The 19,928-nt window shown below is 61.2% G+C and carries 19 protein-coding genes and 1 tRNA gene; all 20 read right to left on the bottom strand.

Annotation, left to right across the window (positions count from 1 at the left end; translation table 11 throughout):
• Window positions 1-11 precede the first annotated feature (11 nt).
• Window positions 12-287 (bottom strand): 30S ribosomal protein S19, encoded by a 276-nt coding sequence (gene rpsS / locus FG99_RS27545; protein ID WP_003093734.1) that lies wholly within the window; start codon window positions 285-287, stop codon window positions 12-14.
• Window positions 288-303: 16 nt separating this feature from the next.
• Window positions 304-1,125 carry a 50S ribosomal protein L2 gene (gene rplB, locus FG99_RS27540; protein ID WP_009617152.1) on the bottom strand — a complete coding sequence of 274 codons (822 nt, stop codon included), beginning with the start codon at window positions 1,123-1,125 and terminating at the stop codon, window positions 304-306.
• 11 nt (window positions 1,126-1,136) lie between these two features.
• The gene (gene rplW / locus FG99_RS27535) at window positions 1,137-1,436 is read right to left on the bottom strand and encodes a 50S ribosomal protein L23 (protein ID WP_043273414.1); all 300 of its coding nucleotides are present in this window, start codon (window positions 1,434-1,436) and stop codon (window positions 1,137-1,139) included.
• Window positions 1,433-2,035: a 50S ribosomal protein L4 gene (rplD, locus tag FG99_RS27530; RefSeq protein ID WP_009617148.1), complete on the bottom strand. Its 603-nt coding sequence runs from the start codon at window positions 2,033-2,035 to the stop codon at window positions 1,433-1,435. The genes rplW and rplD overlap by 4 nt, the downstream gene beginning before the upstream one ends.
• A gap of 14 nt (window positions 2,036-2,049) precedes the next feature.
• Window positions 2,050-2,685 (bottom strand): 50S ribosomal protein L3, encoded by a 636-nt coding sequence (gene rplC / locus FG99_RS27525; protein WP_009617147.1) that lies wholly within the window; start codon window positions 2,683-2,685, stop codon window positions 2,050-2,052.
• An 82-nt stretch (window positions 2,686-2,767) separates the two neighbouring features.
• Complete coding sequence (gene rpsJ, locus FG99_RS27520) at window positions 2,768-3,079, bottom strand: 30S ribosomal protein S10 (protein ID WP_003243886.1); 312 nt, start codon at window positions 3,077-3,079, stop codon at window positions 2,768-2,770.
• Window positions 3,080-3,238: 159 nt separating this feature from the next.
• The gene (gene tuf / locus FG99_RS27515; RefSeq protein WP_009617114.1) at window positions 3,239-4,432 is read right to left on the bottom strand and encodes an elongation factor Tu; all 1,194 of its coding nucleotides are present in this window, start codon (window positions 4,430-4,432) and stop codon (window positions 3,239-3,241) included.
• Window positions 4,433-4,462: 30 nt separating this feature from the next.
• Entirely contained in the window at window positions 4,463-6,592 is a 2,130-nt protein-coding gene (gene fusA, locus FG99_RS27510) for an elongation factor G (RefSeq protein ID WP_009617134.1), read from the bottom strand.
• Window positions 6,593-6,622: 30 nt separating this feature from the next.
• Window positions 6,623-7,093 (bottom strand): 30S ribosomal protein S7, encoded by a 471-nt coding sequence (rpsG, locus tag FG99_RS27505; protein WP_009617132.1) that lies wholly within the window; start codon window positions 7,091-7,093, stop codon window positions 6,623-6,625.
• Between the two features lie 100 nt (window positions 7,094-7,193).
• Window positions 7,194-7,565, bottom strand: coding sequence for a 30S ribosomal protein S12 (gene rpsL / locus FG99_RS27500; RefSeq protein WP_009617130.1), 372 nt, complete (start codon window positions 7,563-7,565; stop codon window positions 7,194-7,196).
• Window positions 7,566-7,715: 150 nt separating this feature from the next.
• Window positions 7,716-11,915: a DNA-directed RNA polymerase subunit beta' gene (gene rpoC / locus FG99_RS27495; protein ID WP_009617128.1), complete on the bottom strand. Its 4,200-nt coding sequence runs from the start codon at window positions 11,913-11,915 to the stop codon at window positions 7,716-7,718.
• 61 nt (window positions 11,916-11,976) lie between these two features.
• Window positions 11,977-16,050 carry a DNA-directed RNA polymerase subunit beta gene (rpoB, locus tag FG99_RS27490; protein WP_043273412.1) on the bottom strand — a complete coding sequence of 1,358 codons (4,074 nt, stop codon included), beginning with the start codon at window positions 16,048-16,050 and terminating at the stop codon, window positions 11,977-11,979.
• Window positions 16,051-16,272: 222 nt separating this feature from the next.
• Window positions 16,273-16,641, bottom strand: a complete 369-nt coding sequence (rplL, locus tag FG99_RS27485; protein WP_009617125.1) for a 50S ribosomal protein L7/L12 — start codon at window positions 16,639-16,641, stop codon at window positions 16,273-16,275.
• A 77-nt stretch (window positions 16,642-16,718) separates the two neighbouring features.
• The gene (rplJ, locus tag FG99_RS27480; RefSeq protein WP_009617123.1) at window positions 16,719-17,219 is read right to left on the bottom strand and encodes a 50S ribosomal protein L10; all 501 of its coding nucleotides are present in this window, start codon (window positions 17,217-17,219) and stop codon (window positions 16,719-16,721) included.
• Between the two features lie 204 nt (window positions 17,220-17,423).
• Window positions 17,424-18,119 (bottom strand): 50S ribosomal protein L1, encoded by a 696-nt coding sequence (rplA, locus tag FG99_RS27475; protein ID WP_009617121.1) that lies wholly within the window; start codon window positions 18,117-18,119, stop codon window positions 17,424-17,426.
• Entirely contained in the window at window positions 18,119-18,550 is a 432-nt protein-coding gene (rplK, locus tag FG99_RS27470) for a 50S ribosomal protein L11 (protein WP_009617119.1), read from the bottom strand. The genes rplA and rplK overlap by 1 nt, the downstream gene beginning before the upstream one ends.
• 119 nt (window positions 18,551-18,669) lie before the next feature.
• Window positions 18,670-19,203: a transcription termination/antitermination protein NusG gene (nusG, locus tag FG99_RS27465; protein ID WP_009617117.1), complete on the bottom strand. Its 534-nt coding sequence runs from the start codon at window positions 19,201-19,203 to the stop codon at window positions 18,670-18,672.
• Window positions 19,204-19,212: 9 nt separating this feature from the next.
• Entirely contained in the window at window positions 19,213-19,581 is a 369-nt protein-coding gene (gene secE, locus FG99_RS27460; RefSeq protein WP_009617115.1) for a preprotein translocase subunit SecE, read from the bottom strand.
• A gap of 46 nt (window positions 19,582-19,627) precedes the next feature.
• A tRNA-Trp gene (locus tag FG99_RS27455) sits at window positions 19,628-19,703 on the bottom strand.
• A 53-nt stretch (window positions 19,704-19,756) separates the two neighbouring features.
• On the bottom strand, window positions 19,757-19,928 hold a 172-nt coding region (locus FG99_RS32995; RefSeq protein ID WP_256205140.1), incomplete at its 5' end, for an EF-Tu C-terminal domain-related protein.

The raw sequence follows: 19,928 nt of genomic DNA, 5'->3' as shown, positions 1-19,928 counted from the left end.
TTCCTTACCCCTTAACGCTTGGCTTTCTTGTCCGCAGCATGCCCACGATAAGTGCGGGTAGCAGCGAACTCGCCGAGTTTGTGACCGACCATGTCTTCGTTGACCAGGACCGGCACGTGTTGACGGCCGTTGTGGACAGCGATGGTCAGACCAACCATATGCGGCAGAATCATCGAACGACGCGACCAGGTCTTGATCGGCTTACGGTCGTTCTTTTCCACCGCCACTTCGACCTTCTTCAGCAGGTGAAGATCGATAAAAGGACCTTTTTTCAGAGAACGCGGCACTGTCGTATCCCTCTATTTACTTGCGGCGACGGACGATCATGTTATCGGTACGCTTGTTCGCGCGAGTCTTCTTACCCTTGGTCTGAAGACCCCACGGCGATACCGGATGACGACCAGCAGAGGTACGACCTTCACCACCACCATGCGGGTGGTCGACCGGGTTCATGGCGACGCCACGAACGGTCGGGCGAATGCCGCGCCAGCGTTTGGCACCAGCTTTACCCAGCGAACGCAGGCTGTGCTCGGAGTTCGAGACTTCACCCAGGGTCGCACGGCAGTCAGCCAGGACTTTACGCATTTCACCGGAACGCAGACGCACGGTTACGTAAGCGCCTTCACGGGCTACCAGCTGGGCCGAGGCGCCAGCGGAGCGAACCAGCTGGGCGCCTTTGCCCGGCTTCAGCTCGATACCGTGGATGGTGCTACCAACCGGGATGTTGCGCAGCGGCATGTTGTTGCCGGGCTTGATCGGAGCGCCGATACCGGAGATCAGTTGATCGCCAGCCACCACGCCTTTGGGGGCGATGATGTAACGACGCTCACCGTCCGCGTACTTCAGCAGAGCGATGTGCGCAGTGCGGTTCGGGTCATATTCCACGCGCTCGACGATGGCAGGGATGCCATCCTTGTTGCGGCGGAAGTCGACCAGACGGTAGTGCTGCTTGTGACCACCGCCGATGTGGCGGGTGGTGATACGACCGTTGTTGTTACGGCCGCCCGACTTGGACTTCTTCTCGACCAGGCCAGCGAACGGAGCACCCTTGTGCAGGTTCTGGTTCACGACCTTGACGACGAAGCGACGACCAGCGGAAGTCGGTTTGCATTTAACGATTGCCATGATGCACCCCTTTACTCAGCGCCAGCTGCGAAATCGAGATCTTGGCCGGGCTGAAGGGCGATGTACGCCTTCTTCCAGTCGTTACGCTTGCCCAGGCCGCGAACGGTACGCTTGGTCTTGCCCTGAACGTTCAGGGTGGTGACGCGACGTACTTTCACGCCGAACAGGCTTTCGACGGCCTTCTTGATTTCCAGCTTGGTTGCATCAGTGGCAACCTTGAAAACGAATTGGCTCTTGCCGTCCGCCAGCCCCGTGGCTTTCTCGGAGATATGCGGGCCCAGCAGCACTTTGAATACGCGTTCCTGGTTCATGCCAGCAGCTCCTCGAACTTCTTCACGGCGGACACGGTGACGAGCACCTTGTCGTAGGCGATCAGGCTGACCGGGTCGGAACCCTGGACGTCGCGTACATCGACGTGCGCCAGGTTGCGCGCAGCCAGGTACAGGTTTTCATCAACGCCATCGGTGACGATCAGCACGTCTTTCAGGCCCAGGCCGTCCAGCTTGCTGACCAGACCTTTGGTTTTCGGTGCATCGACGGCGAAGTCGGCAACGACAACCAGGCGGTCCAGACGGACCAGCTCGGAGAGGATGGAGCGCAGGGCTGCGCGGTACATCTTCTTGTTGAGCTTCTGGGAGTGATCCTGCGGTTTGGCGGCGAAAGTGGTGCCGCCCCCACGCCAGATGGGGCTGCGGATGGTACCAGCGCGAGCACGACCGGTGCCCTTCTGACGCCACGGCTTCTTGCCGCCACCGGAGACTTCGGAACGAGTTTTCTGAGCACGGGTGCCCTGACGACCGCCAGCCATGTAGGCGACGACAGCCTGGTGAACCAGAGTCTCGTTGAATTCGCTGCCAAAGGTACGCTCGGAGACTTCGATAGCCTGAGCGCCGTTCACATTAAGTTGCATCTCAGCTTCCCCTCTTAACCGCGAGCCTTGGCTGCCGGACGCACGAGCACGTCACCGCCGGTAGCGCCAGGAACGGCACCCTTGACCAGCAGCAGATTACGCTCGGCATCGACACGCACGACCTCAAGGGATTGAACGGTTACACGCTCAGCACCCATGTGACCGGACATTTTCTTGCCCTTGAACACTCGACCAGGAGTCTGGCACTGGCCGATCGAACCCGGGACGCGGTGGGAAACGGAGTTACCGTGGGTATTGTCCTGACCACGGAAGTTCCAGCGCTTGATGGTACCGGCGTAGCCTTTACCCTTGGACTCGCCGGTAACGTCTACCAGCTGGCCTGCCTGGAACAGATCGACGGAGATGGAATCGCCTGCCTTGAACTCCTCTTCGCCCAGACGGAATTCCCACACGCCGCGACCGGCGGCGACATTCGCCTTGGCAAAGTGACCGGCCTGAGCCTTGGTCACGCGAGAAGCACGACGCTCGCCGGCAGTTACCTGCACAGCGCGATAGCCATCGGTCTCTTCGTTCTTGAACTGGGTGACGCGATTCGGCTCGACCTCAATGACCGTGACCGGAATGGAGACACCATCTTCGGTGAAAATGCGGGTCATGCCGCACTTACGACCGACAACACCAATTGTCATCTTAAGAACCTCTTTAGTGTACGGGGCTTTCACCCGCTATGGCCGCCCATTTCAGAGCGTTACACGACCAATGCCGAAGGCATTAGCCGAGGCTGATCTGTACTTCGACGCCAGCAGCAAGGTCGAGCTTCATCAGCGCGTCGACGGTCTTGTCGGTCGGCTGAACGATGTCGAGCACACGCTTGTGGGTACGAATTTCGTACTGGTCACGAGCGTCCTTGTTGACGTGCGGGGAAATCAGCACGGTGTAACGTTCCTTGCGGGTCGGCAGAGGAATCGGACCACGCACCTGAGCCCCAGTACGTTTCGCGGTTTCCACGATTTCCTGGGTAGACTGGTCGATCAGGCGATGGTCAAAAGCCTTCAACCGAATACGGATTTGTTGATTTTGCATTTGACCTCAGACTCCAAGTTGCCATTCCCAACGGGCGGACTCCGCCCGTTAAAAGGAGGCGCAATTGTACGGATGCCCCTGGAGGGTGTCAATATTTAACCAATCCAACGAAAAAGGGGCCCCGAAGGGCCCCTTTTCCTCATGCGCTAGATCAGTCGATTACTCGATGATCTTGGCAACCACGCCGGCGCCAACGGTACGGCCGCCTTCGCGGATAGCGAAGCGCAGGCCGTCTTCCATGGCGATCGGGGCGATCAGGGTGACGGTCATCTTGACGTTGTCACCCGGCATTACCATCTCGACGCCTTCCGGCAGCTCGCAGTTGCCGGTCACGTCGGTGGTACGGAAGTAGAACTGCGGACGGTAGCCCTTGAAGAACGGGGTGTGACGACCGCCTTCTTCCTTGGACAGCACGTACACTTCGCACTCGAACTTGGTGTGCGGCTTGATGGTGCCCGGCTTGGCCAGAACCTGGCCACGCTCTACGTCTTCACGCTTGGTGCCGCGCAGCAGGACGCCGACGTTCTCGCCAGCACGACCTTCGTCGAGCAGCTTGCGGAACATTTCAACGCCGGTGCAGGTGGTCTTGGTGGTCGGACGGATACCGACGATTTCCACTTCTTCCTGGACCTTGACGATACCGCGCTCGACACGACCGGTTACCACGGTGCCGCGGCCGGAGATCGAGAACACGTCTTCGATCGGCATCAGGAACGGCTGGTCGATGGCACGAACCGGCTCGGGGATGTAGGAGTCCAGGGTTTCCACCAGCTTGCGCACGGCGGAAACGCCCATCTCGTTGTCATCCTGGCCGTTCAGGGCCATCAGCGCGGAACCGATCACGATCGGAGTGTCGTCGCCCGGGAAGTCGTAGGTGTTCAGCAGGTCGCGAACTTCCATCTCGACCAGTTCCAGCAGCTCGGCGTCGTCAACCATGTCGGCCTTGTTCAGGAACACGACGATGTAGGGAACGCCTACCTGACGGGACAGCAGGATGTGCTCGCGGGTCTGCGGCATGGGGCCGTCGGCAGCCGAGCAAACCAGGATCGCGCCGTCCATCTGGGCAGCACCGGTGATCATGTTCTTCACGTAGTCGGCGTGGCCCGGGCAGTCTACGTGAGCGTAGTGGCGTACCGGCGAGTCGTATTCGACGTGCGAAGTGTTGATGGTGATACCACGGGCTTTCTCTTCCGGCGCGTTGTCGATCTGGTCGAAGGCGCGAGCGGAGCCACCCCAGGTCTCGGAGCAGACCTTGGTCAGAGCAGCGGTCAGAGTGGTCTTACCGTGGTCAACGTGGCCGATGGTGCCAACGTTGACGTGCGGTTTGTTACGTTCAAATTTTTCCTTAGCCACGACAGTAACCTCTTAACTTAAAGGGCTGAATCAAGCTTGTTTTTTAACCAGCGCTTCGACGATGTTCGACGGAGCTTCGGCGTATTTGGAGAATTCCATGGAGTAGCTCGCGCGACCCTGGGACATGGAACGTACGTCGGTCGCATAACCGAACATCTCGCCCAGCGGAACCTCGGCACGGATAACCTTACCGGAAACCGAGTCTTCCATCCCCTGAATCAGACCGCGACGACGGTTCAGGTCGCCCATCACGTCGCCCATGTAGTCCTCAGGAGTCACCACTTCCACTTTCATGATCGGCTCGAGCACCTTGCCGCCGCCCTTCTGGGCCAGCTGCTTGGTCGCCATGGAAGCAGCGATCTTGAACGCCATCTCGTTGGAGTCGACGTCGTGGTAGGAACCATCGAACACGGTGGCCTTCAGGCCGATGAGCGGATAGCCGGCGACGACGCCGTTCTTCATCTGCTCTTCGATGCCCTTCTGGATCGCCGGGATGTATTCCTTCGGAACCACACCACCTACGACTTCGCTGGTGAACACCAGGCCTTCGGTGATGTTGCCCTTCTCGTCCACATCCGGAGTCGAGAAGCGGATCCAGCAGTGACCGAACTGACCGCGACCACCGGACTGACGAACGAACTTGCCTTCGATCTCGACGTTGTCCTTGGAGATGGTTTCGCGGTAGGAAACCTGCGGCTTGCCGATGTTGGCCTCGACGCCGAACTCGCGCTTCATGCGGTCGACGAGGATGTCCAGGTGCAGCTCACCCATACCGGAGATGATGGTCTGGCCGGTTTCTTCGTCGGTCTTGACGCGGAACGACGGGTCTTCCTGGGCCAGCTTGCCGAGGGCGATGCCCATCTTCTCCTGGTCAGCCTTGGTCTTCGGCTCGACAGCGACCGAGATGACCGGCTCCGGGAAGTCCATGCGCTCGAGGATGATCGGCTTCTCGATGTCGCACAGGGTGTCACCAGTGGTGACGTCCTTCATGCCGATCAGAGCCGCGATGTCGCCAGCGCGCACTTCCTTGATCTCGTCACGCTGGTTGGCGTGCATCTGCACCATACGACCAACGCGCTCTTTCTTGCCCTTCACGGAGTTGATGACCGACTGGCCGGACTCCAGAACGCCCGAGTAGACGCGGACGAAAGTCAGGGTACCGACGAACGGGTCGGTAGCGATCTTGAACGCCAGAGCGGAGAACGGAGCGTTGTCGTCGGCCGGACGCTCGTCGTGGATCTCGTTGTCATCGGTGCTGTCCGGGTGGACGCCCTGGATGGCCGGGATCTCGGTCGGAGCAGGCAGGAAGTCGATGACGGCGTCCAGAACCAGGGGCACGCCCTTGTTCTTGAAGGACGAACCGCAGACCGCCGGAACGATTTCGCAGGCGATGGTACGCTGGCGCAGGCCGGCCTTGATCTCTTCGATCGACAGCTCGCCGCCTTCCAGGTACTTGTTCATCAGCTCTTCGTTGGCCTCGGCAGCAGCCTCGACCATGTTGTTGCGCCATTCGTTGGCCAGGTCCAGCAGCTCGGCGGGAATCTCTTCCTCGCGGTAGCTGGTGCCCTTGTCGTCTTCGTTCCAGTAGATGGCCTTCATCTTCATCAGGTCGATCTGACCCTGGAAGTCATCTTCTGCACCGATGGCCAGCTGAACCGGGACCGGGGTGTGGCCCAGGCGGTTCTTGATCTGACCGACGACGCGCAGGAAGTTGGCGCCGGCGCGGTCCATCTTGTTCACGTAGACGATACGCGGAACGCCGTACTTGTTGGCCTGACGCCATACGGTTTCGGACTGCGGCTCAACGCCGGAGGTGCCGCAGAACACCACGACAGCACCGTCCAGTACGCGCAGAGAGCGCTCAACTTCAATGGTGAAGTCTACGTGGCCGGGGGTGTCGATGACGTTTACGCGGTATTTGTCGTACTGGCCGCGCGAACCTTCCCAGAAGGTCGTGATCGCAGCGGAGGTGATGGTGATACCACGCTCCTGCTCCTGCACCATCCAGTCGGTGGTAGCAGCGCCGTCGTGTACCTCACCCATCTTGTGGCTGAGACCTGTGTAGAACAGGATCCGCTCGGTAGTGGTGGTCTTGCCCGCGTCGACGTGGGCGCAGATACCAATGTTCCGGTAGCGGTTAATTGCTGTAGTACGAGCCATAAAGCCCTCGCAAAAGAATGGAAGCCGCGATTAGAAGCGGTAGTGGGAGAAGGCCTTGTTGGCTTCAGCCATACGGTGCACGTCTTCACGCTTCTTGACGGCGGCGCCTTTGCCTTCGGCGGCATCCAGCAGTTCGCCGGCGAGGCGCAGGGCCATGGACTTCTCGCCGCGCTTGCGGGCGTAGTCCACCAGCCAGCGCATGGCCAGGGCATTACGACGGGACGGACGTACTTCGACCGGAACCTGGTAGGTAGCACCGCCGACACGGCGGGACTTCACTTCGACCAGCGGAGCGATGGCGTCGAGAGCTTTCTCGAAGAGTTCCAGGGGGTCACCTTTACTGCGCTCTTTGACCTTGTCCAGAGCACCGTAAACGATACGCTCGGCAACGGCTTTCTTGCCGCTTTCCATCACGTGGTTCATGAACTTGGCCAGAATCTGGCTTCCGTATTTCGGATCGGCCAGGATCTCACGTTTGGCCGCTACACGACGTCTTGGCATTGATAAGCCCTCAAACGGTCTTCAGGTTAGCCCGGGACTGCAACACTTTGGTTACGCGCCCGACCTTACTCTTATCGACTCAGCAAATAGGAAAAAACGATTACTTCGGACGCTTGGCGCCGTACTTGGAACGACCCTGCTTACGGTCTTTGACACCCGAGGTGTCCAGCGAACCGCGCACGGTGTGGTAACGCACACCCGGAAGGTCCTTTACACGACCGCCACGGATCAGCACTACGCTGTGCTCTTGCAGGTTGTGACCTTCACCACCGATGTACGAAGTGACTTCGTAGCCGTTGGTCAGGCGAACACGGCATACCTTACGCAGTGCCGAGTTCGGCTTTTTCGGCGTGGTGGTGTATACGCGGGTGCATACGCCACGACGTTGCGGGCAGTTCTGCAGCGCCGGCACGTCGCTCTTGTCGACCATGCGCTTGCGCGGCTTACGCACCAGCTGGTTGATAGTTGCCATCTATAGCTCCACTGATTGTCTTACGACACTTAAACGAAATGGCAGAGCATGCGCCCTGCCAATTTTCGGGGTACAAAATACTAAAGAGCTTCCAGCACCCCGTCAAGACAAAGCCCCGGCTGTCAGGACAGCCGGGGCTTCGCTCAAGGCTTAATTGCCACTCAGGTTGAGCGCTTCGGCCAGTGCTGCTTCGGCTTCGCTGGCGCTCACGCGCTGCGGTTTGCCGAGCTCGCGCTGACGCTTGCGCTCGCTGTGATAGGCAAGGCCGGTACCCGCCGGGATCAGACGACCGACCACCACGTTTTCCTTCAGGCCGCGCAGGAAGTCGCGCTTGCCGGTGACCGCCGCCTCGGTGAGGACGCGGGTGGTCTCCTGGAAGGATGCCGCGGAGATGAACGACTCGGTCGACAGCGAGGCCTTGGTGATACCCAGCAGGACGCGCTCGTACTTGGCCGGGAACTTGTCCACGGTGGCCAGTACTTCGTTCTCTTCCAGCACCTGGACCAGTTCGACCTGGTCGCCCTTGATGAAGGAGGAGTCGCCCGACTCGGCCACTTCGACCTTGCGCAGCATCTGCCGCAGGATGGTCTCGATGTGCTTGTCGTTGATCTTCACGCCCTGCAGGCGGTACACGTCCTGGATCTCGTTGACGATGTACTTGGCCAGCGAGCTGACGCCCAGCAGACGCAGGATGTCGTGCGGGTTGCTCGGGCCGTCGGAGATGACTTCGCCGCGGTTCACCTGTTCGCCTTCGAACACGTTCAGGTGACGCCACTTCGGAATCAGCTCCTCGTACGGATCGCTACCATCGTTCGGCGTGATGACCAGGCGGCGCTTGCCCTTGGTTTCCTTGCCGAAGGAAATGGTGCCGCTGATTTCCGCCAGGATCGAAGGTTCTTTCGGACGACGAGCCTCGAACAGGTCGGCAACGCGCGGCAGACCACCGGTGATGTCGCGGGTCTTCGAGGTTTCCTGCGGGATACGTGCAACCACGTCACCCACGCGCACCTTGGCGCCGTCGGTCAGGTTGACCAGGGCGTTGGCGGGCAGGAAGTACTGCGCCGGCACGTCGGTGCCCGGCAGCAGCAGGTCCTTGCCTGCGGCGTCGATCAGCTTCACCGCCGGACGGATGTCCTTGCCGGAAGCCGGACGGTCTTTCGGATCCATCACTTCGATGTTGGTCAGACCGGTGAGTTCGTCGGTCTGGCGCTTGACGGTGATGTTCTCTTCCATGCCGGCGAAGGCAACGGTACCGTCCACTTCGGTGACGATCGGGTGGGTGTGCGGGTCCCACTTGGCGACGATGGCGCCCGGGTCGACCTTGTCACCTTCCTTCACGGAGATCACGGCGCCGTACGGCAGCTTGTAGCGCTCGCGCTCGCGACCGAAGTCGTCGGCCACGGCCAGCTCGCCGGAACGGGAAACCGCCACCAGCGCGCCGTCGGCACGCTCGACGTGCTTCAGGTTGTGCAGGCGGATGGTACCGCCGTTCTTCACCTGGACGTTGTCCACGGCGGAGGTCCGGCTGGCCGCACCACCGATGTGGAAGGTACGCATGGTCAGCTGGGTACCCGGCTCACCGATCGACTGCGCGGCGATGACGCCGACCGCTTCACCGATGTTCACCTGGTGACCACGGGCCAGATCGCGGCCGTAGCACTTGGAGCAGATGCCGTGACGGGTTTCGCAGGTGATCGGCGAACGGACCAGGACTTCGTCGACGCTCATCTGCTCGAGGAAATCGACCCACTTCTCGTCGATCAGGGTGCCGGCCGGCACGATGACGTCGTCGCCACCGGGCTTGAACACGTCGCGCGCGACCACACGGCCGAGCACGCGCTCGCCCAGCGGTTCCACCACGTCGCCGCCTTCGATGTGCGGCGACATCAGCAGGCCGTGCTCGGTGCCGCAGTCGATCTCGGTCACCACCAGGTCCTGGGCCACGTCGACCAGGCGACGGGTCAGGTAACCGGAGTTCGCGGTCTTCAGTGCGGTATCCGCCAGGCCTTTACGAGCACCGTGGGTGGAGATGAAGTACTGGAGTACGTTCAGGCCTTCACGGAAGTTCGCGGTGATGGGGGTCTCGATGATCGAGCCGTCCGGCTTGGCCATCAGGCCACGCATACCGGCCAACTGACGGATCTGGGCCGCGGAACCCCGCGCACCGGAGTCCGCCATCATGTACATGGAGTTGAAGGACTCCTGGTCGACTTCCTTGCCCTCGCGGTCGATGACCTTCTCTTTCGAGAGGTTGGCCATCATCGCCTTGGACACTTCGTCGTTGGCCTTGGACCAGAGGTCGATCACCTTGTTGTACTTCTCGCCCTGGGTTACCAGGCCGGAGGCGTACTGGGTCTCGATCTCCTTCACTTCCTCGGTGGCGGCATTGATGATGCGCGCCTTCTCGTCCGGGATGACGAAGTCGTTCACGCCGATCGAGACGCCGGAGATGGTCGAGTAGGCGAAGCCGGTGTACATCAGCTGGTCGGCGAAGATGACGGTGTCCTTCAGACCCACCACGCGGTAGCAGTGGTTGATCAGCTTGGAGATCGCCTTCTTCTTCATCGGCTGGTTGACCACGTCGTACGGCAGGCCTGCCGGTACGACCTGGAACAGCAGGGCACGGCCGACGGTAGAGTCGACGATGCGGGTGTTGGCGGTCAGGCTGCCGTCTTCGTTCTTGATCTTCTCGTTGATCCGTACTTTCACGCGGGCGTGCAGGGACACCTGGCCGCTGCGGTACGCGCGGTCGACTTCCTGCAGGTCAGCGAAGGCCATGCCCTCGCCCTTGGCGTTGATGGCTTCACGGGTCATGTAGTACAGACCCATCACCACGTCCTGCGACGGCACGATGATCGGCTCGCCGTTGGCGGGCGAGAGGATGTTGTTGGTCGACATCATCAGCGCGCGCGCTTCCAGCTGGGCCTCGAGGGTCAGCGGAACGTGGACGGCCATCTGGTCACCGTCGAAGTCGGCGTTGTACGCCGCGCACACCAGCGGGTGCAGCTGGATCGCCTTGCCTTCGATGAGCACCGGCTCGAACGCCTGGATACCCAGACGGTGCAGGGTCGGCGCACGGTTCAGCAGCACGGGGTGTTCGCGGATGACTTCGGCGAGAACGTCCCAGACCTCGGGCAGTTCGCGCTCGACCATCTTCTTCGCGGCCTTGATGGTGGTGGCCATGCCACGGGCTTCGAGCTTGCCGAAGATGAACGGCTTGAACAGCTCGAGGGCCATCTTCTTCGGCAGGCCGCACTGGTGCAGGCGCAGGGTCGGGCCGACGGTGATCACCGAACGACCGGAATAGTCCACGCGCTTGCCGAGCAGGTTCTGACGGAAGCGACCTTGCTTGCCCTTGATCATGTCGGCCAGGGACTTCAGCGGGCGCTTGTTCGAGCCGGTGATGGCGCGACCGCGGCGGCCGTTGTCCAGCAGGGCGTCGACGGCTTCCTGCAGCATGCGCTTTTCGTTGCGCACGATGATGTCCGGAGCGGCCAGGTCGAGCAGGCGCTTCAGACGGTTGTTACGGTTGATCACCCGGCGGTACAGATCGTTCAGATCCGAAGTCGCGAAGCGGCCGCCATCCAGCGGAACCAGCGGACGCAGGTCCGGCGGCAGCACCGGCAGGACGGTCAGCACCATCCACTCCGGATGGTTGCCGGAGCCCTGGAAGGCTTCCATCAGCTTCAGGCGCTTGGACAGCTTCTTGATCTTGGTTTCCGAGTTGGTCTGCGGAATCTCTTCGCGCAGGCGGCCGATCTCGTGCTCCAGGTCGATCTGGTTGAGCAGCTCGCGAACGGCCTCGGCGCCCATGCGCGCGTCGAAGTCGTCACCGAACTCTTCGAGGGCTTCGAAGTACTGCTCGTCGTTCAGCAGCTGGCCCTTCTCCAGGGTGGTCATGCCCGGGTCGATCACCACGTAGCTCTCGAAATAGAGCACGCGCTCGATGTCACGCAGGGTCATGTCCAGCAGCAGGCCGATACGGGACGGCAGGGACTTCAGGAACCAGATGTGGGCGACCGGCGAGGCCAGCTCGATGTGGCCCATGCGCTCGCGGCGCACCTTGGCCAGGGCGACTTCGACGCCGCACTTCTCGCAGATCACACCGCGGTGCTTCAGGCGCTTGTACTTACCGCACAGGCACTCGTAGTCCTTCACCGGGCCGAAGATCTTGGCGCAGAACAGGCCATCGCGCTCCGGCTTGAAGGTACGGTAGTTGATGGTCTCCGGCTTCTTAACTTCGCCGAACGACCAGGAACGAATCATCTCGGGCGAGGCCAGACCAATACGGATGGCATCGAACTCCTCGATTTGACCCTGGTTTTTCAACAGATTGAGCAAGTCTTTCAAGGCCTTTCCTCCTCACGGACCCGGTGCGGCGGCTAGCCGCCGCACCGTTTATCGTCACGTGTTATTCGGTTTCCAGTTCGATATCGATGCCGAGCGAGCGGATCTCTTTGATCAGCACGTTGAAGGACTCGGGCATGCCGGCCTCCATGCGGTGATCCCCGTCCACGATGTTCTTGTACATCTTGGTACGGCCGTTCACGTCGTCCGACTTCACGGTCAGCATTTCCTGCAGGGTGTAGGCGGCGCCGTAGGCTTCCAGCGCCCAGACCTCCATCTCCCCGAAACGCTGGCCACCGAACTGCGCCTTGCCACCCAGCGGCTGCTGGGTGACCAGGCTGTAGGAGCCGGTGGAACGTGCGTGCATCTTGTCATCGACCAGGTGGTTCAGTTTGAGCATGTACATGTAGCCGACGGTGGTCGGACGCTCGAACTGGTTGCCGGTGCGGCCGTCGAACAGGCGCATCTGGCCGCTCTCCGGCAGGTCGGCCAGCTTCAGCATGGCCTTGATCTCGCGCTCCTTGGCACCGTCGAACACCGGGGTAGCGATGGGCACGCCGCCCTTGAGGTTGTTGGCCAGAGCGACGATCTCGTTATCGGACAGCTCTTCCAGGTTCTCCTGGCGGCCACCGATCTCGTTGTAGATCTCGTTCAGGAACTGGCGCAGCTCGGCGATCTTGCGCTGCTCTTCGAGCATGCGGTTGATCTTCTCGCCCAGGCCCTTGGCCGCGAGGCCCAGGTGGGTTTCGAGGATCTGACCGACGTTCATACGCGAGGGTACGCCCAGCGGGTTCAGAACGATGTCCACCGGCGTGCCGTTGGCGTCGTGCGGCATGTCTTCGACCGGCATGATCACCGAGACCACGCCCTTGTTACCGTGGCGGCCGGCCATCTTGTCGCCCGGCTGGATGCGGCGCTTGATGGCGAGGTAGACCTTGACGATCTTCAGCACGCCCGGAGCCAGGTCGTCGCCCTGCTGCAGCTTGCGCTTCTTGTCCTCGAACTTGTCGTCGAGCATCTGACGGCGGTCGCTGAGGTAGGCCTGGGCCTTCTCCAACTGCTCGTTCAGGGCGTCTTCGGCCATGCGCAGCTTGAACCACTGGCCGCGCTCGAGACCGTCGAGGTACTCGTCGGTGATCTCGGTGCCTTTCTTCAGCGCCGGGCCGCCATCGGCGACGGCGCCGACCAGGGCCGAACGCAGACGCTCGAAGGTGGCGCCTTCGACGATGCGGAACTCCTCGTTGAGGTCCTTGCGGATCTCGTCGAGCTGCATCTTCTCGATGGACAGGGCGCGGCTGTCGCGCTCCACGCCGTCGCGGGTGAAGACCTGGACGTCGATCACGGTGCCCTTGGTGCCGGTCGGCACGCGCAGGGAGGTGTCCTTAACGTCGGACGCCTTCTCACCGAAGATCGCGCGCAGCAGCTTCTCTTCCGGAGTCAGCTGGGTCTCGCCTTTCGGGGTGACCTTGCCGACCAGGATGTCGCCGGCCTGCACTTCGGCGCCGACGTAGACGATGCCAGCTTCGTCCAGCTTGTTCAGCGCGGCCTCACCCACGTTCGGGATGTCCGCGGTGATTTCTTCTGGGCCGAGCTTGGTGTCACGGGCGACGCAGGTCAGCTCCTGGATGTGGATCGTGGTGAAACGATCCTCCTGGACCACGCGCTCGGACAGGCAGATGGAGTCTTCGAAGTTGAAGCCGTTCCAGGGCATGAACGCGACGCGCATGTTCTGGCCCAGGGCCAGTTCACCCATGTCGGTGGACGGACCGTCGGCGAGGATGTCGCCGCGGGCGATCACGTCACCCTTGCTGACCAGCGGACGCTGGTTGATGCAGGTGTTCTGGTTGGAACGGGTGTACTTGGTCAGGTTGTAGATGTCGACGCCGGCTTCACCGGTCTCGACCTCGTCATCCGCCACGCGCACCACGATACGGCTGGCGTCGACCGAGTCGATCACACCGCCGCGGCGAGCCACCACGCAGACGCCGGAGTCACGGGCGACGTTGCGCTCCATGCCGGTGCCCACCAGCGGCTTGTCGGCGCGCAGGGTCGGAACGGCCTGACGCTGCATGTTCGAACCCATGAGCGCACGGTTGGCGTCGTCGTGCTCGAGGAACGGAATCAGCGAGGCAGCGACGGAAACGACCTGCTTCGGCGATACGTCCATGAGGGTGACGTCTTCCGGCGCCTTCACGGTGAATTCGTTCAGGTGACGTACGGCGACCAGCTCGTCGATCAGGCGGCCCTTGGCGTCCAGGGTCGCGGAGGCCTGGGCGATCACGTGGTCGGCCTCTTCGATGGCGGAGAGGAACACGATCTCGTCGCTGACCAGACCTTCCTTCACCACGCGGTACGGGCTTTCCAGGAAGCCGTACTTGTTGGTGCGGGCGTAGGTCGCCAGGGAGTTGATCAGACCGATGTTCGGACCTTCGGGGGTTTCGATCGGGCACACGCGGCCGTAGTGGGTCGGGTGTACGTCACGGACCTCGAAGCCCGCGCGCTCACGGGTCAGACCGCCCGGGCCGAGTGCGGAGACACGGCGCTTGTGGGTGATCTCGGAGAGCGGGTTGTTCTGGTCCATGAACTGCGACAGCTGGCTGGAACCGAAGAACTCCTTGATCGCGGCGGCCACCGGCTTGGCGTTGATCAGGTCCTGCGGCATCAGGCCTTCGCTTTCGGCCATGGACAGACGTTCCTTGACCGCGCGCTCGACGCGCACCAGGCCAACGCGGAACTGGTTCTCGGCCATCTCGCCGACGCAGCGGACGCGACGGTTGCCCAGGTGGTCGATGTCGTCGACGATGCCCTTGCCGTTACGGATGTCGACCAGGGTGCGCAGTACGTCGACGATGTCTTCCTTGCTCAGCACGCCCGGACCTTCGATCTCGCTGCGGCCGATGCGGCGGTTGAACTTCATGCGGCCGACGGCGGACAGGTCGTAGCGTTCGGCGCTGAAGAACAGGTTGCCGAACAGGGTCTCTGCGGCTTCCTTGGTCGGCGGCTCGCCGGGACGCATCATGCGGTAGATCTCGACCAGGGCTTCCAACTGGTTGCCGGTGGAGTCGATCTTCAGCGTGTCGGAGATGAACGGACCGCAGTCGATGTCGTTGGTGTACAGGGTTTCCAGGCGCACGACCTGGGCCTTGGCGATCTTCGCCAGTACGTCGACGGTCAGCTCGGTGTTGCACTCGGCGATGATCTCGCCGGTAGCCGGGTGCACGACAGCCTTGGCCACGGTACGGCCAATGAGGTAGTCGAAGGGCACTTCCAGCTCGGTGATGCCAGCCTTTTCCAGCTGGTTGATGTGGCGCGCGGTGATACGGCGGCCCGCTTCGACGATGACCTTGCCGGCGGCATCCTTGATGTCGAAGCTGGCGATCTCGCCGCGCAGACGGTGCGGCACCAGCTCCAGACGCAGACCTTCGCCCTTGATGTGGTAGACGTTGGTCGCGTAGAAGGCATCGAGGATCTCCTCGGTGCTATAGCCCAGCGCGCGCAGCAGGACGGACGCCGGCAGCTTGCGGCGACGGTCGATACGGACGAACACGCAGTCCTTCGGATCGAATTCGAAGTCCAGCCAGGAACCGCGGTAAGGAATGATGCGCGCGGAGTACAGCAGCTTGCCGGAGCTGTGGGTCTTGCCACGGTCGTGATCGAAGAACACACCCGGGGAACGGTGCAGCTGGGAAACGATGACGCGCTCGGTACCGTTGATGATGAAGGTACCGTTCTCGGTCATCAGGGGGATTTCCCCCATGTAGACTTCCTGTTCCTTGATGTCCTTGATCGCTTTGCTCGACGACTCTTTGTCGAAGATGATCAGGCGCACTTTCACCCGCAGCGGGACGGCGAAGGTCACGCCGCGCAGCACGCACTCCTTGACGTCGAAGGCCGGCTCACCCAGGCGATAACCGACGTATTCCAGGGCAGCGTTGCCGGAATAGCTGATAATCGGGAAAACGGACTTGAAGGCCGCATGCAGACCGATGTCGCGGATCTGATCCTTGCTTGCACCTGCCTGCAGGAATTCGCGATAGGAATCCAGCTGGATGGCCAGCAAATACGGCACATCCATGACGTCCGGCAACTTGCTAAAGTCCTTGCGGATACGTTTTTTCTCAGTGTATGAGTAAGCCATCAGCGTTCCCCAGCTTGGTCACCTGCTTGTTTGGCCTCTCCCACGGGAGCAGCCGAAAAATCGTGCAAACCTGGCGTTTGCGCCACCCCTGAGGGTGGGAGTTTTCCGTTATGGGAAGGGGCCTGTCGGCACCTCACCCAGAACGGAAAAAGGCCGGTGGCAAAAAGCCACCAGCCATCAGCCTGTCGCTTGACGCTCGGGCTGTAGACGCAAGGGGCGAGCTTACTTGAGCTCGACCTTGGCGCCAGCTTCTTCCAGGGCTTTCTTGGCAGCTTCGGCCTCTTCTTTCGAAGCGCCTTCCTTGACCACGCCCGGGGCGCCGTCAACGACAGCCTTGGCTTCTTTCAGGCCCAGGCCGGTCAGTTCACGAACGACCTTGATCACGTTCACTTTCTTGTCGCCGGCTTCGGCCAGGACGATGGTGAACTCGGTCTGCTCTTCGGCAGCGGCAGCGGCAACAGCCGGGCCAGCGGCAACAGCGGCAGCAGCGGTAACGCCGAACTTCTCTTCCATCGCCTTGATCAGTTCAACGATCTGCATGACGGACATTTCGGATACGGCGTTGATGATGTCTTCGTTGGTCAGAGCCATGACTCTAATTCCTGTATTGGGTGACGGCGCTCGCGCCATCGATTAAACAAAAAAGGTTTGAAAGCGTACCGGTTGCCTTAGGCAGCGGCGGCTTCTTTCTGGTCGCGAATAGCCGCCAGAGTACGAGCCAGCTTGCTGGTGGCGCCTTGGATCACGCTCATCAGCTGTGCAACGGCTTCGTTGTAGGTCGGCAGGGTCGCCAGAACGTCGATCTGATTGGCTGCGAGGAATTGACCCTCGAACGCGGCCGCCTTGATCTCGAACTTGTCCTGACCCTTGGCGAACTCCTTGAAGATACGGGCGGCAGCGCCCGGATGTTCGTTGGAGAAAGCAATCAGGGTCGGGCCCTTGAACGTGTCGTTGAGCACTTCGAACTGAGTGCCTTCAACGGCGCGCTTGAGCAGGGTGTTACGTACGACTTTCACGTACACACCAGCTGCGCGGGCCTCTTTACGGAGTCCGGTCATTGCGCCGACGGTCACGCCACGGGCATCAGCCACGACAGCGGACAGACCGGCTTTGGCAGCCTCGTTGACTTCAGCGACGATGGCCTTCTTGTCTTCGAGTTTAATTGCCACGGGTTTACTCCTGGATGTTACCGTTTCGTCCAGCCGGAGCCGGACGGCGTTTTGGTGTCTGATCCGGTTAACGAATCGGGAGCACCATCTGCGTAGGCTTGTGGTTTAAGGCTTGCGCCGCCTACGGTCTTGGACAGCCCCCGCCAGGCAGGGACCCCAATACCTGCGGGTGATGGGCCAGGCCCACCACCCGACTTTGTCCTATCAGCCTTCCAGGGAAGCCTGATCGATCTGCAGACCCGGGCCCATGGTGGTGCTCAGGGTCACGCGCTGAACGTACACGCCCTTCGAGGAGGCGGGCTTCAGGCGCTTCAGGTCAGCCAGCAGAGCTTCGACGTTCTGCTTCAGCTTGACCGGCTCGAAATCGATCTTGCCAACGGAGGCGTGGATGATGCCGTTCTTGTCGGTACGGAAGCGAACCTGACCAGCCTTGGCGTTCTTCACGGCAGTGGCTACGTCCGGGGTCACGGTACCGACTTTCGGGTTCGGCATCAGGCCGCGCGGGCCGAGAACCTGACCCAGCTGACCGACAACGCGCATCGCGTCCGGGGAGGCGATGACCACGTCGTAGTTCAGGTCGCCGGCCTTCATCTCGGCAGCCAGCTCGTCCATACCGACCTTGTCGGCGCCTGCAGCCAGAGCGGCTTCGGCAGCCGGGCCCTGGGTGAAGACGGCAACGCGGACGCTCTTGCCGGTGCCGTTCGGCAGAACGGTGGCACCACGAACGACCTGGTCGGATTTACGCGGATCGACGCCCAGGTTGATGGCGATGTCCACGGACTCCTTGAACTTGATGGTCGACAGCTCGGCCAGCAGTTTGGCGGCGTCTTCGAAGCCGTATTGCTTGCCGGCTTCGATTTTCTCGGCGATAGCCTTTTGGCGCTTGGTCAGCTTAGCCATTACACACCCTCCACGTTGAGGCCCATGCTACGCGCGGAGCCGGCGATGGTACGCACGGCCGCATCCATGTCAGCTGCGGTCAGATCGGCCTGCTTGGTCTTGGCGATCTCTTCCAGCTGAGCACGGGTAACGGTGCCCACTTTCTGGCTGTTCGGACGGCTGGAGCCGCTGCTGATGCCAGCAGCTTTCTTCAGCAGTACCGAAGCCGGGGTGCTCTTGGTTTCGAAGGTGAAGCTGCGGTCGCTGTAAACGGTGATGATCACCGGAGTCGGCAGACCGGGCTCCATGCCCTGGGTCTTGGCGTTGAACGCCTTGCAGAACTCCATGATGTTCACGCCGTGCTGGCCCAGAGCGGGACCGACCGGCGGCGACGGGTTGGCTTGACCAGCCTTTACCTGCAGCTTGATGTAAGCCTGAATTTTCTTAGCCATGTGCTACTCCAGTTACGGGTTCTAGCGCCACAAGGGCTCCCCGGTTGCTTTCGCGTTTATCCCAAGGACGACAAAACCCCGCAGCCTATGGCTGCGGGGTGTGGGATGCATTGTGCAAGTCAGACTTTCTCGACTTGGCTGAACTCCAGCTCTACCGGGGTAGAGCGACCGAAAATGAGCACTGCGACCTGGATCCGGCTCTTTTCGTAGTTGACCTCTTCAACCACGCCATTGAAGTCCGCGAAGGGACCGTCGATGACGCGAACGGTTTCACCCGGCTCGAAGAGCGTCTTCGGCTTGGGCTTGTCGCCGCTGTCGGCGACACGACGCAGGATGGCCTCAGCCTCCTTGTCGGTGATCGGAGCCGGCTTGTCGGCGGTACCGCCGATGAAGCCCATGACGCGAGGAGTGTCCTTGACCAGGTGCCAGGTACCCTCGTTCATTTCCATCTGGACCAGCACATAGCCGGGGAAGAACTTGCGCTCGCTCTTGCGCTTCTGGCCGTTACGCATTTCCACGACTTCTTCCGTGGGAACCAGAATCTCGCCGAACTCGTCTTCCATGCCGGCCAGCTTGACCCGCTCGATCAGCGAGCGCATGACATGCTTCTCGTAACCCGAGTAGGCATGCACTACGTACCAACGCTTAGCCACGGAACACCCTTAACCTACGATCATGGAAACCAACCAACCCAGCAGGGAGTCGAGCCCCCACAGCAGCAGCGCCATAACCAGCACTACAGCGACCACGATCATGGTGGTCTGAGTCGTTTCTTGGCGAGTCGGCCATACGACCTTGCGAATCTCGGCACGCGCCTCTTTCGCCAGGGTGAAGAAGGCACGACCCTTGACGGTCTGCAGGGCCACGAAGCCAGCTACAGCCGCAAGAACCAGGATACCGAGCACGCGATAGAGGAGCGGTTGAGCGGAGTAATACTGGTTGGCGACGACGCCGACCACGACAACCACTGCGACCAAGAGCCACTTCAAGATGTCAAAACGCGACTCGTTGGCTTCTGCCTTCGCATTCATCTGCTGGGAATCCCGTTGAAGAAATGCCAAATTTCGTCGAGAAATTTGGCAGGCCAGGAGGGAATCGAACCCCCAACCTGCGGTTTTGGAGACCGCCGCTCTGCCAATTGAGCTACTGGCCTAGAACAAAGTCAGGCCGACCATTATGCCGGCCTGAGAGGGAAAGATCAATCGATTATTCGATGATCTTGGCAACCACGCCGGCGCCAACGGTACGGCCGCCTTCGCGGATAGCGAAGCGCAGGCCGTCTTCCATGGCGATCGGGGCGATCAGGGTGACGGTCATCTTGACGTTGTCACCCGGCATTACCATCTCGACGCCTTCCGGCAGCTCGCAGTTGCCGGTC

This window comes from Pseudomonas sp. AAC (assembly GCF_000725445.1).
GTDB lineage: Bacteria > Pseudomonadota > Gammaproteobacteria > Pseudomonadales > Pseudomonadaceae > Pseudomonas > Pseudomonas citronellolis.
This window is presented reverse-complemented; position numbering and strand designations above follow the sequence as displayed.

Coding starts and splice junctions, on each gene's coding strand:
- rpsG (WP_009617132.1), bottom strand. CDS start 7,093: ATGCCAAGACGTCGTGTAGCGGCCAAACGTGAGATCCTGGCCGATCCG.
- rplB (WP_009617152.1), bottom strand. CDS start 1,125: ATGGCAATCGTTAAATGCAAACCGACTTCCGCTGGTCGTCGCTTCGTC.
- rplL (WP_009617125.1), bottom strand. CDS start 16,641: ATGGCTCTGACCAACGAAGACATCATCAACGCCGTATCCGAAATGTCC.
- rpoB (WP_043273412.1), bottom strand. CDS start 16,050: ATGGCTTACTCATACACTGAGAAAAAACGTATCCGCAAGGACTTTAGC.
- rplC (WP_009617147.1), bottom strand. CDS start 2,685: ATGACAATTGGTGTTGTCGGTCGTAAGTGCGGCATGACCCGCATTTTC.
- secE (WP_009617115.1), bottom strand. CDS start 19,581: ATGAATGCGAAGGCAGAAGCCAACGAGTCGCGTTTTGACATCTTGAAG.
- fusA (WP_009617134.1), bottom strand. CDS start 6,592: ATGGCTCGTACTACAGCAATTAACCGCTACCGGAACATTGGTATCTGC.
- rplA (WP_009617121.1), bottom strand. CDS start 18,119: ATGGCTAAGCTGACCAAGCGCCAAAAGGCTATCGCCGAGAAAATCGAA.
- rpsJ (WP_003243886.1), bottom strand. CDS start 3,079: ATGCAAAATCAACAAATCCGTATTCGGTTGAAGGCTTTTGACCATCGC.
- rplK (WP_009617119.1), bottom strand. CDS start 18,550: ATGGCTAAGAAAATTCAGGCTTACATCAAGCTGCAGGTAAAGGCTGGT.
- rplD (WP_009617148.1), bottom strand. CDS start 2,035: ATGCAACTTAATGTGAACGGCGCTCAGGCTATCGAAGTCTCCGAGCGT.
- rpsL (WP_009617130.1), bottom strand. CDS start 7,565: ATGGCAACTATCAACCAGCTGGTGCGTAAGCCGCGCAAGCGCATGGTC.
- rplW (WP_043273414.1), bottom strand. CDS start 1,436: ATGAACCAGGAACGCGTATTCAAAGTGCTGCTGGGCCCGCATATCTCC.